Origin of the sequence: Zobellia laminariae, from assembly GCF_030553095.1 — a bacterium.
GTDB classification, from domain to species: domain Bacteria; phylum Bacteroidota; class Bacteroidia; order Flavobacteriales; family Flavobacteriaceae; genus Zobellia; species Zobellia laminariae.
Map to the genome: position 1 here is coordinate 3,944,956 of NZ_CP130738.1, position 14,763 is coordinate 3,959,718.

Genomic DNA, 14,763 nt, shown 5'->3' on the forward strand with positions numbered 1-14,763 from the left:
CCTTTAAACCTGAATAACGCCCAAGTTAAAATCTTTTTCTATTGGAGCGTGATTAGCGGCTTCTATTCCCATAGATATCCATTTACGCGTATCTAAAGGATTTATGATAGCATCTGTCCAAAGGCGAGAAGCTGCATAGTAAGGAGAAACTTGGTCATCGTACCTCTTTTTAATTTTATTAAAAAGTTCAGCCTCTTTCTGTTCTGTAAGTGTTTCACCTTTCTTTTTGAGGGAAGCTTTTTCAATTTGAAGAAGTACCTTTGCAGCAGAATTACCGCCCATTACAGCGAGCTCGGCACTTGGCCATGCAACTATTAATCTTGGGTCATATGCTTTTCCGCACATGGCATAGTTGCCAGCTCCGTAACTATTGCCAATAACAATAGTAAACTTGGGAACAACAGAATTGCTAACTGCATTCACCATTTTGGCTCCATCTTTAATGATGCCGCCATGCTCACTTTTGCTACCTACCATAAAACCCGTAACGTCTTGTAAGAATACAAGCGGAATCTTCTTTTGGTTACAATTAGCAATAAATCTAGTAGCCTTATCAGCAGAGTCTGAATAAATGACTCCTCCAAACTGCATTTCTCCTTTTTTGGTTTTCACCACTTTCCTTTGGTTGGCAACAATACCAACGGCCCAACCATCAATTCTTGCATAACCGGTTAAAATGGTCTGACCGTAACCTTCTTTATATTCTTCAAATTCAGATTCGTCTACTAAGCGCTTAATAATTTCGCGCATATCATACTGGTCTGCTCTAGAGGCTGGTAGAATACCAAAAATATCTTCGGGATTTTCTTTAGGTTTCAGAGCTGGTTTTCTATTGTACCCAGCTTTATCAAAATCACCAATTTTATCCATAATGTTCTTAATGGTGGTTAACGCATCAGAATCATCTTTGGCTTTATAATCGGTAACTCCGCTTACTTCACAATGTGTAGTAGCTCCTCCTAAAGTTTCATTATCTATACTTTCACCAATAGCAGCTTTAACAAGGTAACTTCCTGCTAAGAAAATACTACCTGTTTTATCTACAATTAGAGCTTCATCGCTCATAATTGGCAGGTAAGCACCACCGGCAACACAACTGCCCATGACAGCTGATATTTGGGTAATACCCATGCTGCTCATAACGGCGTTGTTTCGGAAGATTCTTCCAAAATGTTCTTTATCTGGGAAAATCTCATCTTGTAAAGGGAGGTAAACACCGGCGCTATCTACTAAATAGATAATAGGTAGACGATTTTCCATCGCAATTTCTTGCGCACGAAGGTTTTTCTTTCCTGTTATAGGAAATAAGGCCCCAGCTTTAACTGTAGCATCGTTGGCAACAACAATACATTGCTTACCAGAAACATAACCTATTTTAATAACCACACCACCAGATGGGCAGCCGCCATGTTCTTCATACATGCCGTCACCTACAAAACCGCCTATTTCAACACTATCCTTATTTTTGTCTAAAAGATAATCTATACGTTCGCGAGCTGTCATTTTACCTTGAGCATGCTGCTTTTCAATACGAGCTTTGCCACCTCCTAATTTTACTTGAGCAAAGCGCCTTTTAAGGTCGCTTAGAAGTAATTTGTTGTGATCTTCGTTCTTATTAAATTTCAAATTCATTTTTTTGCCTTGACTTTTTATTGCTTAAAGATAAGGAGTAAAATTGTTTACATTTGAAAAAACTGAAAATCATATGGCACAAGGAGTACGTTGGGGAATTGTAGGTTTGGGAAGTATAGCCCATACTTTTGCAAAAGATTTGGCTTTGGTAAAGGGGGGAGCCTTGTTGCTGTTGCTTCTAGAAGTATTGAAAAAGCAAAGGAGTTTGCTAAGGAATATGGAGCTACACATACTTTTGATAGTTATGAAGCCCTTTTTGAGTCTAATGAGGTAGATGTAGTTTATATAGCCACTCCGCACACGTCGCATGAAGATTTGAGTATTAGGGCTATGCAAAAAGGCAAACATGTTCTTTGTGAAAAACCAATGGGAGTAAACCCGGAGCAGGTAGCAAGAATGATTTCCGCAGCTAAAGAAAAGAAAGTCTTTTTAATGGAGGCATTATGGAGTCGTTTTAATCCATCTATTCAAAAGGCAAAGCAACTGGTAGATAATGGTAAAATTGGACCTATTGGATTTATTCATGCAGATTTTGCTTTTTATGCCTTAGGTAGAGATGCTGAAAACCGATTGTTAAATCCGGATTTGGCCGGAGGCTCTTTGTTAGATGTGGGTATCTACCCAATTTTTCTTTCGTATTTATTATTAGGAATGCCCAAGAAAATTCAGGCATCATCTCGTTTTTTTAAGACGGGTGTGGAGATGCAGACTTCTATGATATTTGATTATGATGATGCACAGGCTATTCTTTACAGTGGATTAAATTCTAAATCTGAAATGAAGGCTGAAATATCGGGGAGCGATGGGAGTATTTTTCTTCACCCTAGATGGCATGAAGCACAAGGGTATTCTATTGAGAAAGAAGGGGAGGTAGTTGATTATAATTTACCTACTCATGGTAAGGGCTATACTTATGAAATTGAAGAAGTGCAAGCTTGTTTAGCTTCTGGAAAACAGCAGAGCACTATGTGGAGTCATCAGAATAGTTTGGATTTAGCGCAGCTTCTTTATGAAGTACGGCAAAAATCAGGAGTTATTTTTCCTTTTGAAGAACAAAAGCAGGCATAGAGCCTTAAAATATTTTAAAATTTACGATATTTGAAGTTACCGAAATTGAAACCGAATTAACATGGGAATGAATAAAAATACCGTTTTGGCATGGGCCACATTTATAATGATTTTTGTGGGTCTAGCACTAATAGCTTTAGGGGCTTTTAGATACGATGAAGTTGCTGGTTGGGGTTTTGCCTCAGTAGGGATAGGATTTTTTGCTATAGCTTGGGTGTTTAATGCACTTAAAGGAAGAGTTTAAAATAAAATATATAATATCCTTTTAATAAATTACTTAACAATATATTATGTCTGATGATAAGAAGGTGATTTTCTCCATGTCTGGAGTCACCAAAACATATAAGAACGCGAATACGCCTGTTCTTAAAAACATATACCTAAGCTTCTTCTATGGTGCCAAAATTGGTATTCTTGGTTTGAACGGATCGGGTAAATCTACTTTGCTTAAGATTATAGCAGGAGTGGATAAGAACTTTCAAGGTGATGTTGTTTTTTCTCCTGGATATAAAGTAGGTTACTTGGAACAAGAGCCGGAACTAGATGAGAATAAGACTGTTCTAGAGGTAGTTAAAGAGGGTGTGGGTGAGACAGTTGCCATACTTGACGAGTACAATAAAATCAACGACATGTTTGGTCTTCCTGAGGTCTACGAAGATGCAGATAAAATGCAGAAGTTGATGGATAAGCAAGCGGAACTTCAAGATAAAATTGATGCAACAAACGCTTGGGAGCTCGATACGAAACTAGAAATAGCAATGGACGCCCTACGTACTCCGGAGCCTGATAAAAAAATAGGTGTGCTTTCTGGAGGGGAAAGAAGACGTGTAGCGCTTTGCCGACTACTGCTTCAAGAACCAGAGATATTATTGCTTGATGAACCTACTAATCACTTAGATGCGGAATCTGTACATTGGTTGGAGCATCACTTGGCTCAATACAAGGGTACAGTAATTGCCGTAACGCACGATAGATACTTCTTGGATAATGTAGCTGGATGGATTTTGGAACTGGATAGAGGGGAAGGTATTCACTGGAAAGGAAACTATTCTAGTTGGTTGGATCAAAAATCGAAACGTTTAGCTGACGAAAGCAAAACGGCTTCTAAAAGACAAAAAACTTTGGAGCGTGAGCTTGACTGGGTGCGTCAAGGTGCCAAGGGGCGTCAGACAAAACAGAAGGCACGTTTAAAGAATTATGATAAGTTAATGAGTCAAGATCAGAAGCAACTTGATGAAAAACTTGAAATCTATATCCCCAATGGTCCACGTTTAGGTACGAATGTACTAGAGGCTAAAGGTGTTAGCAAAGCATACGATGATAAGTTACTGTACGAAGACTTAAATTTTAAACTTCCGCAAGCTGGTATTGTTGGGATTATTGGGCCAAACGGTGCCGGTAAGACCACAATTTTCAGAATGATTATGGGCGAAGAAACGCCTGAGAAAGGAGATTTTGAAGTAGGTGAGACAGCTAAGATTTCATACGTGGATCAAAGTCACTCTAATATTGATCCGGAAAAAACAATTTGGCAGAACTTTAGTGATGAGCAGGAGCTTGTTATGATGGGTGGTCGCCAGGTAAATTCTAGAGCGTATTTGAGTAGATTCAATTTTACGGGGAGTGAGCAAAATAAGAAAGTAAGTATGCTTTCTGGTGGTGAGCGTAACCGTTTGCATTTGGCCATGACCTTAAAAGAAGAAGGTAATGTATTGCTTTTAGATGAGCCTACTAACGATTTAGATGTAAACACATTACGAGCTTTAGAAGAAGGTCTTGAGAACTTTGCGGGATGTGCTGTAGTTATCTCTCACGACCGTTGGTTCTTGGATCGTGTTTGTACACATATTTTAGCGTTTGAAGGTGATTCTCAAGTTTATTTCTTTGAAGGTTCTTTCTCTGATTACGAAGAAAATAAGAAGAAACGTTTGGGTGGAGATTTAATTCCACAACGTATTAAGTATAAGAAATTGATTCGTTAATTTGTAATTAGTTTTAAATAAAAAAAAGCTCTTAAGGATTACCTTAAGAGCTTTTTTTTATGGGTATATGTTTTTATTTAATAAGCTTCATTCGGATACCAGTCCAATTGAATTACTTCAATATTAGAATCGCCGGCGTTTACCAACTCCTTGAATTTGGAGACGTCACTAACATCGGGCTTACCTCTGTAATGATAAGGGTAGACCTTTTTTGGCTTAAATTCTAAAACAGCATCTGCGGCACTTTCAGGTGTCATAGTGTAAGGTAGGTTCATGCAAATAAAAGCTTGATCTATATCTTTTAAGCTTCTCATTTCCGGAATATCTTCAGTATCACCAGAAAAATAAATGCGTTGGTCTCCAAAAGTTAATATATAACCATTGCCACGTCCTTTTTCATGAAACTTTAAGGCTTCTTCTCTTAAATTGTACATCGGTACGGCCTCAATTGTAATCCCGTAACGTTCTTTGCTTTCGCCATTGCTCAATACATCGATCTGTGGGGTGAAAACTTCCGGTAGCTTATCGGCAACTGCTTGTGGTGCTATTATTTTAGCTTTGTCGGTTCCTAGTGCTTCCAAGGTTTCTAAATTAAAATGGTCTCCATGAATATCGGTAATCAATATAAGTTCGGGAGATTTATATCCTTCAAAAGCTTCCGCTCCACCTACAGGGTCTATGTAGATGGTAATATTATTCCATTCCAGAACAGCAGTAGCATGTTCAATAGGGGATATTTTTATTTCTGAGTTCTCTTCTTCGTTCATAGATATAGCTTCCGCGGTATCGTTCGCTTCAACAGTTATATCTTGATCTGCTGCAGAATCTTTTTTATTCTCCTTGCATCCAAGAAAAAGAATGCTAGAGCTCATCAGTATAAATAATAGGTTTTTCATAAAGTTCTTGTTATAAGGTTAATTGCATTTTTATATCACTACGAGCGTAATCTAAATTTTTCTCTAATGGCACTTCTTCAAAACCGAATTTCTTATAAATATGCAAGGCATTATCTAATTTGGTGCTAGAGTATAGAATAAGAGTTTCCCAAGACTTCTCTTTTGCGAATTCTATAGCAAAGGATAATAGCTTTTGGCCTATTTTGAGGCCTTGAAATTCTGTTGAAACAGCCATTTTACCTAACTCAAAAGTACTGTTGCTTACAGGTAAAAGAGCGAAACACCCTGTTATCGTATCCTCTTTTTTCGCAAAAAAGATATATCCGCCTTTATCTATAATATGCTCCTTGGCAGTTTTCAAGTAGGTAAAGGTCTTTAGGTTCAACAGTAAAATATTGCTCTATCCAATTTCGGTTTAACTCTTTAAAAATGGGAGCATATGCAGGTTTGAACGGTATTATTTTGATTGACATAAACTAGAGCTGATTGAGAACTATAGTTTAAAGTTACCATATCATAATCTTTTGATTGATATATTATTTGATTTTTTTACATCAAAAAATCTAAAAGGAAAATCTTACCGTATATAAAGCGATACAAACCAATAATTTTTATTAGTAATAAATCTTAACATTATGACTGAAACAAAAAGCAACAATGGATTGAAGGTGCTAGCAGGATTGCTAGGTGTGGTTCTTTTGGGTACCATAATATACACCGTTAGTCTTTACCAAGAAAAAAAGAAAAACGAAACTGCGCTTACTCAAGAAAAGCAATTAGTAGTTGAAGATTTAAATAGCTTAAAGTCTGAATATGATAAGGCAATTTTAGAAAGCAACGCTACTAACGAAGAGTTGGTTTCTGCTAGAGATAACATTGCAAAGTATATTGACTCTGTAAAAAGTATGAAAGGTGATATTTCTTCTCTTTCTAGATACAGAAGACAAGTTGGTGTGTTAAAAGAAGAAAGAGCTCAATTGTTGAAACAAGTTGATTCACTTACCAAGTCGAACACTTTTATTGCAATGCAGAGAGATAGCACATACACAGAATTAGAGAAGCAAACTGTTTTTAATGATTCTTTAGTTGTACAGAATACGCAATTGGCAGACGTTGTTGAAAAAGGTTCAGCTCTTAATTTATCTAAGTTTAGTGTTGATGCTGTTAAAGAACGTAGCAGTGGAAAATTAGTTTCTACTTCTAGAGCTAAGAGAACTGATAAATTTAAAATCTGTTTTACTGTTGCTGATAACGTAATTGCTCAAGCTGGCGATAGAGAATTCTTTATTGAAGTTCTTGACCCACAAGGTAACGTGTTAGGTGAAAGCTATTCTAAAACTAATGATTCTGGTGCTTCTGTAACTTACAGTAAAGGAACTGGTTTTTACTACGAGAACAAATCTTTAGATGTTTGCGATTATATTAGCAAGCCTGCAGGAGATTTCAAAGAAGGAAATTACATGGTGAATGTTTATGATACGAGATTAAAATTATTGGGAACTTCTAAGTTCACTCTAAAATAATAAACGCGCTATCCATTACATATAAACAGAAAGGGGCAATCGTAAAGATTGCCCCTTTTTTTATGTCCAATTTTAAGGTATTCCTACTTTAGGCTACCTACCATATCTTCTGGTTTTACCCACTCGTCATAGTCCTCAGCGGAAACGTAACCTAGGTTAATTGCTTCTTCTTTTAGCGTAGTTCCGTTTTTATGTGCTGTATTTGCAATCTCAGCAGCCTTATAATACCCTATTTTAGTATTTAAGGCAGTAACCAACATTAAAGAGTTATTCAGTAATTCTTTGATTACATCATAATTAGGCTCAATACCAGCTGCACAGTTCACTTCAAAGCTTACACAGGCATCACCAAGTAATTCTGCAGATTGAAGGATGTTAGCGGCCATCATAGGCTTAAACACGTTCAATTCGTAATGACCTTGGGTTCCACCAACAGAAACAGCAACGTCGTTACCCATTACTTGAGCACAAACCATGGTCATAGCTTCACACTGGGTTGGATTAACTTTACCTTGGCATAATAGAACTGCCTTGGTTCATTTGCTGGGATGATAATTTCGCCAATTCCCGATCTAGGCCCTGAAGCCATCATACGAACATCATTGGCTATTTTATTTAAAGAAACAGCCAGTTGCTTAAGTGCTCCATGACTTTCTACAATTGCGTCATGCGCTGCTAATGCTTCAAACTTATTATCCGCTGTGCGAAAAGGAAGTCCGGTAAATTCTGCTATGTACTTGGCAACAAGAACATCATAACCTTTTGGTGTATTCATTCCTGTACCTACGGCAGTACCACCTAAAGCTAATTCGCTTAGATGGTCCAAGGTATTATTTAACGCTTTTAATCCATGGTCTAGTTGAGACACATAACCTGAAAACTCTTGACCTAAAGTTAGGGGAGTAGCATCCATAAGGTGTGTTCTACCTATTTTTACCACCTTGGCAAAATCTTTGGATTTCTTATTTAGAGTGTCACGTAGCTTCGTTACACCTGGTATAGTATTCTGAACAATTTTCTTATAGGCAGCAATGTGCATACCTGTAGGGAAGGTGTCATTAGATGATTGTGATTTGTTTACATCATCATTTGGCTGAATTGTCTTTTCGCCTTCACCAATTTTCTTTCCGGCAATCTCATGAGCGCGGTTTGCGATAACCTCGTTTACGTTCATGTTGCTCTGTGTTCCTGATCCGGTTTGCCAGATAACCAACGGAAATTGATCATCAAGTTTTCCTTCTAAAATCTCTTCACAAACTTGTGCAATAAGGTTTCTTTTGTCTTCGGCAAGAACACCTAGTTCGCAGTTGGCGTAAGCGGCAGCTTTTTTTAGATAGGCAAATCCGTAAACTACATCTAAAGGCATAGATGCAGACGGGCCTATTTTAAAATTATTTCTTGAGCGCTCAGTTTGGGCACCCCAATATTTATCGCTGGGCACCTCTACTTGGCCCATGGTATCTTTTTCGATTCTAAAGCTCATTATCAGTAGTGTTATGTTAGTTTACAAAGGTAGTATTTCATCATTTTAATTCCTCTTAGAGGCTTTAAAAATAAATGTTTTTTAAGTTATGTTATTTTTTTTGATTTCAATTTGCAATTTTGGTACTTTCTAAAGTATATTTGTAGTGCAAAATTGAGAACATGGAATTTGATCAGTACCTTGGATTTTTAGCATTTTTAACCATTTTAACCATTGGATTTTGGTTGATGATTTTCTTGTTGACCTTTGTAGTACCTTATTGGTTAGGTGGAAACATCTTGGAACTCTACAAAGAATGGAGAGATAAAAAGAAAGCGAAACGTAGCGTATAAGCGCTCTTATATATTAAAAAGCAGGAGAACGAATTATCGTTTTCCTGCTTTTTTATGCACTAAACGCAATAAAAAAAGCCCTGTAAGTATTAATACTTACAGGGCTTCTCTTTAAGAATGACCTTTAACCTTCCATCTCATCTTCTCCGCCACCATTTTCATTACCGCCTTTGCCTTGCTTACGGTTATTTTCTTTAGTTTGATTTATTCTATAACGAAGGGATAACGTAATAGACCTAGGTCTAAACTGAAATTCACTTCTTGACGTAAAATCATCCGATACGGTATAAGACTGCCTTTTTCTTGAGTTAAGAAGATCACTCACGTTTAAAGACAGTGTACCCTTATCTTTCATAATATCTTTGCTGAACGCCAAGTTTAGCGAAAGCATTCCTTTTGTTTCGGTTTGTGAATTTTGACGTGGGCCCATATAAAATGCATTGGTCTGCCATTCTATCTTTTTAGGTAAACTTACTTTAGAGCTAAAGCGAGCGAACCAACTTGTATTATCTGTACCGTAATCCGTACCATTATGTTCACCTTCGCTGGAAAATTTAAAGAAGTTGACACTACCGTTCAAGCGCAACCATTTTTTTGGATTATAAAGAACACCAGCTTCAGCACCTATTCTTTCGTTAGAAGATAGGTTAATGGGTAGTGATCGAATAATTCGTACGCTATCCGTAGTAACTTGTCCTGTAGCTTCCTGAATGTATTCAAAAGAGTTAGTTTCCCGCTTATAATAGACGGAAGATGTTAGGGTAAGCTTATCCCATCGTTTTAGATAACCTAAATCAAATGAATTAGAATATGCAGGATAAATCCGGATTTCCTTGAAAAATATTAGCTCTACTAGATCTAGAAGGAAACGGGTTTATGAACCGCCCTCTTGGCCTATTGATTCTACGATTGTAACCGAGGGATATGTTTTCCATTTCGCCAATTTCGAATATGAAATTTAGGGTAGGGAATAGGCCTAGGTAATTTTTGTCAAAATTAAGATCTACGTCTTCACCTAGTGCTTCTTCAACTGCGGAGGTATCATAGTCAGAGGTCACCTCCCCTTTAAGCTGTGTATTCTCTAACCGTAATCCAGCTAGGAAAGAAAACTTACCAAATTTGTTTCCGTATTGAGTGTATACGGCATTTACGTTTTCTTCGTATTTAAATTTGTTAGTTAGGTCTTCATTGGTAACAAAAAGTCCTGTTGCCCTATTTAGAGAATCTAGTTTGTAGTCGGTAACTTCTTTGTCAAAGGTGCCTCTGTAACCTGCCTCAAACTGTGCATCACCCATGGGGAGTACATAATCTGCCTGTACTAGATATTCATCTTCAATTTCATTTTGATAAACACTCTCCAACGTATTTAAGCTTAAATTAGGAAAGGTATTGTTATCGTCAATTGTTGAATTTTCTACTTCGTCTCCATTTGAATATTGTAGATCTACCGTTAGTTTCTGTCCGTCATCATCAATATTATTCATATAGTTTAAGGAGAACTGATAGTTTTCTTCATCTTCTAGTTCAATCTCTTCTCTAAAACTCTGTCTGGTAAGTAAGCCATTTTCAAAGTAGTTACTGTAATTCTCTGTTAAATCATCACCGTCTTGGAAACGCATAAAGAAACTTCCCGTTATGGATGATTTTTCAGTTATAAAGTACTCAACGCCAAAGTTGTTATTAAGCCCCTTACTTCTTCTAGTGTAATCTCTATCCTCATTAATTTGACCGTATTGACCATTAGTATACGAGTTTTCATAAAAGGCAATTCCGGGAGAATCATTATATCTGTAGCCAAGAGTATTGAAAATATTAAACTTATCTGTTCTTAAATTCGCATTTACAGAAATACCGCTCTGACCGGGGTAGCCAATATTTACATTTACAGAACCATTAAAGCCTAATGTTTTTTCGCGTTTAAGAACGATGTTAAGGATACCTGCTGTACCTTCTGCGTCATAACGGGCAGAAGGACTGGTGATTACCTCAACCTTTTCTATAGCATCTGCGGGAAGTTCTCGTAAAGCATCCGTAGAACCAAAACCGGCCAAGGCCGAAGGTTTTCCGTTAATAAGAATTCTAACGTTCTCATTGCCTCGCAAGCTAATAGCACCCTCCACATCAACATTTACGGAAGGAACGTTGTTTAGGGCATCACTAATGGTAGCTCCGCTAGTGGTAAGGTCTTTACCTATATTATAGATTTTTTTATCAAGGCGAACTTCAACCGTAGTTTTTTCGCCAACCACTTCTACACCTTCTAGTTGTGAGACATCTAGTGCAAGTTTTACAATACCAAGGTCTGTAGATTTGCTTAGTAGCTGATTTGGTAGTTTATACGTTTTATAGGAGATGTATTCAATACTAACATTGTATTTCCCAGGAGAGCCTCAACTTCAAATTCCCCGTCAATATTTGTAATTCCACCGGTAACCTTTTCAGGATTGTCTACACTATGAAGTACAAGGGTGGCGTATTCTAAAGGCTGCCCGTCATCTTGATCTAAAACCGTTCCGGTAATTTTAATAGGCTGTTGTTCTTGACCTTGGGGCCTCTGTGGCCGTTGTGCGAATGTATTAATCGATAACAGTAACAGGGCAATCAAGAACGGTATTTTCATGTCAATCTTCGGTTTTTTTCTTCTTTCGTTTTTTCTCTCGTTTCTTTTCTTTCTTGGTCTTCTGTAAGCCTTTCTTTTGCATTGCTACAAAAGCATCGTATTTTTCAATAGGAAGTCCGGCTTTTAATTCTTCGTCCTGAGATTTTGTAATTTTCTCCATTCCCTCGCGCATTTGCTCAGGAGTAAGTTGAAGAATCTGCATTTCAATTCGTTTTTGCAGATACTTTTTTAATACAGAACTCATTACTGCGGACTCAAACTCATTTAGCTCTAAAGCTTCTGCTATACCTTGGCATCTCGCCATCAACAATTTGCGCAGCGGTCTTTGCTTCAGGTTCTTTTGGAGTTTCTTGAACTTGCGGTATAGCGCTACGCTGTCTTCCGTAACCACTATTTCCGTAACCCCCATTACCATAGCCGTAACCTCCGCCTCCGTAACCATATTGAGCAACGAGTTCGGGACCTGTGAACATTAGAACAAAAAATAAAATAACGTATGGGATATTGTTTTTCATGACGATATCAGTTTATAGGATTGTGTTTTGTATAAATGGTTTAACCTGTCATGGTTAAAGCTTTGTTAAAATGAAATAGCAACAAATGTACCAAATTATTAAAGAGGGGATACTAATAAAATAAAAGAGAGCATTCACTTGGTTTTCAAGTGAATGCTCTCTTTTTATATGTTGATTTTCAAGAAAAATAATGTATTTACATTAAATGATATCATCAATTAAATTAACGGGTCTGCCAATAACAGCTTTGCCATTGTTGACTACAATAGGTCTTTCAATCAATTTTGGATGCAGAATCATAGCATCTAAAACTTCTTCATGAGAAAGGAGTTTTCCTCTAAAATTATCCTTCCAGATCTGTTCATTTTTACGAACAAGCATTTCTGGAGTAATTCCTAGGCAGTCTAAAACACTACGGAGTTCTTCCTTAGAGGGGACTTCTTCTAGGTACTTAATGACTTCAAACTCTTTCCCTGATTTTTCAAGTAACTGTAATCCTTCACGGGATTTTTGACATCTTGGATTGTGATATATTTTAATCATTTTGCAATATAATTGTAATTTCTATTCATCTAAAGTAAGGTCTATTCTTCTTCTTTTTGACCCATCATCATTAGGAAGGCCTTCAAGAAAGCATCAATGTCGCCATCCATAACAGCATCTACATTGCCTGTTTCTTCGGCAGTCCGCACATCTTTTATCAACTTATATGGGTGCATGACATAATTTCGGATTTGTGAACCCCACTCAATTTTCATTTTTGAGGATTCTATTTCCTGTCGCGCCTCCATTTTTTTCCGAAGCTCTATTTCATACAACTGAGACTTTAGCATTTTCATGGCCGTAGCCCTGTTATCATGCTGACTTCTAGAATCTGAACAAGAAATTTGTATACCTGTAGGATGGTGAACCAATTGAACTTTAGTTTCAACCTTGTTTACGTTTTGACCACCGGCACCACTTGATCGAGCTGTTGTAATGGTGATATCTGCAGGGTTAACATCAATTTCAATACTGTCATCAACAAGAGGATACACATAAACGGATGCAAACGAAGTATGGCGTTTGGCATTGCTGTCAAACGGAGAAATACGAACCAATCTATGTACGCCGTTTTCTCCTTTAAGCCATCCAAAAGCAAAATCGCCATCAATCTCTAGAGTAACCGTTTTTATACCAGCAACATCTCCTTCTTGATAGTTGAGTTCTTTTACTTTGTATTTGTTCTTTTCGGCCCACATCATGTACATACGCATGAGCATGGAGGCCCAATCGCAACTTTCGGTACCACCGGCACCAGCTGTAATTTGTAGAACGGCAGGAAGTTCATCACCTTCCTCAGAAAGCATGTTCTTGAATTCTAGCTTCTCTAACTGGCTCAGTGCTTTATCATACTGAGCGGTTACTTCTGCTTCGTTATCTTCTCCTTCTTGTTGAAATTCTAATAAAATTTCTACGTCATCAACCAGTGTTTTGGCAGCGTTGTAATCATCTACCCACTGTTTTTTAGACTGTATGAATTTCATATGTCCTGGGCTTCCTGTGGATTATCCCAGAAATCAGGAGCTAAAGTTTTCTCCTGTTCATTTTCTATTTCAATAAGTTTGGCATCAACGTCAAAGATACCTCCTTAACGCGCCAAGGCGTTCTTGTAGACCTTTAAATAGGTCTGTGGTAATTGTCATTTAATTCTATTTTCAAACAAAAATACTACTCTTTTTGATCTATTCTGTAGTTAATGATTGAATGTTTACATGGTTAGAGTAACTGCATTTTAAAATCTATTGTTGGCTTTGACTGCTAACTACTACAGAATGAACGGTTTCGTTATTGCCAGTAGAGTATACTACCCCTTTTAGTGGTGAACAGTCATTATAATCTTTGCCATGGGCTATTTTTATATGAGATGTACCGGCTAAAATATCATTTGTAACATCAAAACCAATCCAACCCACAAATGGCACATAAGCTTCTGCCCAAGCGTGCATCTGTGCATCTCCAAAATAACCGTTGTCTTGATGCAAATAGCCTGAGACATAACGAGTAGGTATACTATTTAACCTAGCGAAAGCGCAAAATAGGTGAGTGAAGTCTTGGCAAACGCCTTGGCGTATATTAAGTAATTCGTTTAGTTTGGTGTATACATCCGTAGCTTCTGTATTAAATTTAATATAGCGATGAACAAAACTATTTAAGGACTGAAGGTTTTCAAATATCGACTTAGTAGAGTTGAATGAAAATAGGTGTCTATATTCTTTAGGAATACGAGTGTAGTCTGTTGTTTTTAAATAGGTGTCATGGTCTACTTTAAAACCTAATTCTTGAAGTTTTTGAAATGATTTAGATATATCTTTCTCTAAATCAAAGTCAAACGGATTAACTTCTTTCTTTATTAATTTAAAATTCGCCTCAAAAGAAATTTGTTTAAACGCGCGCGTGGGGTGAACTCTTATCGTTTTAAAACCATATCCGTTTATAGAAAATTCAGTTTTAGCGTTTAATGAGTTATTAAAATCTATACTAATGAATTGTTGTGAGTCGTTCTCCTCTGGTATGATAAGAAATTGCCAATATGCCTCGCGGACAGATTCTTCATAAGTGTTTTCTGTTTTGTAAGTAATGGAATATTCTAAGGACATTCGTTAAGTATGCGTTCGTTAGGTTTGACAAAAAAAGGGATAAACTTTGTACGATAATAGCATTGGAATATAA

Annotated in this window: 12 protein-coding genes and 3 pseudogenes; 5 read left to right on the forward strand and 10 right to left on the reverse strand. The window is 37.1% G+C overall.

What is annotated here, in order from left to right:
* Window positions 1-3: 3 nt before the first annotated feature.
* Window positions 4-1,632, reverse strand: coding sequence for an acyl-CoA carboxylase subunit beta (locus Q5W13_RS18905; protein WP_304444084.1), 1,629 nt, complete (start codon window positions 1,630-1,632; stop codon window positions 4-6).
* Between the two features lie 90 nt (window positions 1,633-1,722).
* On the opposite strand from Q5W13_RS18905, the gene Q5W13_RS18910 reads away from it, so the two are divergent.
* From Q5W13_RS18910 to ettA, 3 genes are all read left to right on the forward strand, one after another.
* The gene (locus Q5W13_RS18910; protein ID WP_368662318.1) at window positions 1,723-2,700 is read left to right on the forward strand and encodes a Gfo/Idh/MocA family protein; all 978 of its coding nucleotides are present in this window, start codon (window positions 1,723-1,725) and stop codon (window positions 2,698-2,700) included.
* 61 nt (window positions 2,701-2,761) lie between these two features.
* Window positions 2,762-2,944 carry a CAL67264 family membrane protein gene (locus tag Q5W13_RS18915; protein ID WP_013995358.1) on the forward strand — a complete coding sequence of 61 codons (183 nt, stop codon included), beginning with the start codon at window positions 2,762-2,764 and terminating at the stop codon, window positions 2,942-2,944.
* 46 nt (window positions 2,945-2,990) lie between these two features.
* Entirely contained in the window at window positions 2,991-4,682 is a 1,692-nt protein-coding gene (ettA, locus tag Q5W13_RS18920; protein ID WP_304444085.1) for an energy-dependent translational throttle protein EttA, read from the forward strand.
* Window positions 4,683-4,759: 77 nt separating this feature from the next.
* On the opposite strand, the gene Q5W13_RS18925 is transcribed toward ettA, so the two are convergent.
* Both Q5W13_RS18925 and Q5W13_RS18930 read right to left on the reverse strand, forming a co-directional pair.
* The gene (locus Q5W13_RS18925; protein ID WP_304444086.1) at window positions 4,760-5,578 is read right to left on the reverse strand and encodes an MBL fold metallo-hydrolase; all 819 of its coding nucleotides are present in this window, start codon (window positions 5,576-5,578) and stop codon (window positions 4,760-4,762) included.
* A gap of 10 nt (window positions 5,579-5,588) precedes the next feature.
* On the reverse strand, window positions 5,589-5,939 hold the full coding sequence (locus Q5W13_RS18930) for a GNAT family N-acetyltransferase (protein ID WP_368662319.1): 351 nt from the start codon (window positions 5,937-5,939) through the stop codon (window positions 5,589-5,591).
* 274 nt (window positions 5,940-6,213) lie between these two features.
* Here Q5W13_RS18930 and Q5W13_RS18935 point away from each other — a divergent pair, with 274 nt between their 5' ends.
* The gene (locus Q5W13_RS18935) at window positions 6,214-7,101 is read left to right on the forward strand and encodes a DUF8428 domain-containing protein (RefSeq protein WP_155596159.1); all 888 of its coding nucleotides are present in this window, start codon (window positions 6,214-6,216) and stop codon (window positions 7,099-7,101) included.
* An 83-nt stretch (window positions 7,102-7,184) separates the two neighbouring features.
* Here the strand turns inward: Q5W13_RS18935 and fumC are convergent.
* Window positions 7,185-8,584 (reverse strand): annotated as a pseudogene (gene fumC / locus Q5W13_RS18940) (class II fumarate hydratase).
* 161 nt (window positions 8,585-8,745) lie between these two features.
* Between fumC and Q5W13_RS18945 the strand changes: the two are divergent.
* Window positions 8,746-8,916, forward strand: coding sequence for a hypothetical protein (locus Q5W13_RS18945; protein ID WP_162857241.1), 171 nt, complete (start codon window positions 8,746-8,748; stop codon window positions 8,914-8,916).
* A gap of 124 nt (window positions 8,917-9,040) precedes the next feature.
* Here Q5W13_RS18945 and Q5W13_RS18950 read toward each other — a convergent pair.
* The 6 genes and pseudogenes from Q5W13_RS18950 to Q5W13_RS18975 all read right to left on the reverse strand — a co-directional run bounded on the left by Q5W13_RS18950 (window position 9,041) and on the right by Q5W13_RS18975 (window position 14,690).
* Window positions 9,041-11,536, reverse strand: a pseudogene (locus Q5W13_RS18950) (TonB-dependent receptor).
* Window position 11,537: 1 nt separating this feature from the next.
* Complete coding sequence (locus Q5W13_RS18955; RefSeq protein WP_304444087.1) at window positions 11,538-11,840, reverse strand: hypothetical protein; 303 nt, start codon at window positions 11,838-11,840, stop codon at window positions 11,538-11,540.
* Window positions 11,797-12,051: a hypothetical protein gene (locus Q5W13_RS18960; RefSeq protein ID WP_304444088.1), complete on the reverse strand. Its 255-nt coding sequence runs from the start codon at window positions 12,049-12,051 to the stop codon at window positions 11,797-11,799. The genes Q5W13_RS18955 and Q5W13_RS18960 overlap by 44 nt, the downstream gene beginning before the upstream one ends.
* 201 nt (window positions 12,052-12,252) lie before the next feature.
* Complete coding sequence (gene arsC, locus Q5W13_RS18965; protein ID WP_155596163.1) at window positions 12,253-12,594, reverse strand: arsenate reductase (glutaredoxin); 342 nt, start codon at window positions 12,592-12,594, stop codon at window positions 12,253-12,255.
* 41 nt (window positions 12,595-12,635) lie between these two features.
* Window positions 12,636-13,736, reverse strand: a pseudogene (prfB, locus tag Q5W13_RS18970) (peptide chain release factor 2).
* A gap of 96 nt (window positions 13,737-13,832) precedes the next feature.
* A complete protein-coding gene (locus tag Q5W13_RS18975) occupies window positions 13,833-14,690 on the reverse strand; it encodes a transglutaminase-like domain-containing protein (RefSeq protein WP_304444089.1) in 858 nt (285 codons plus the stop codon).
* Window positions 14,691-14,763 lie beyond the last annotated feature (73 nt).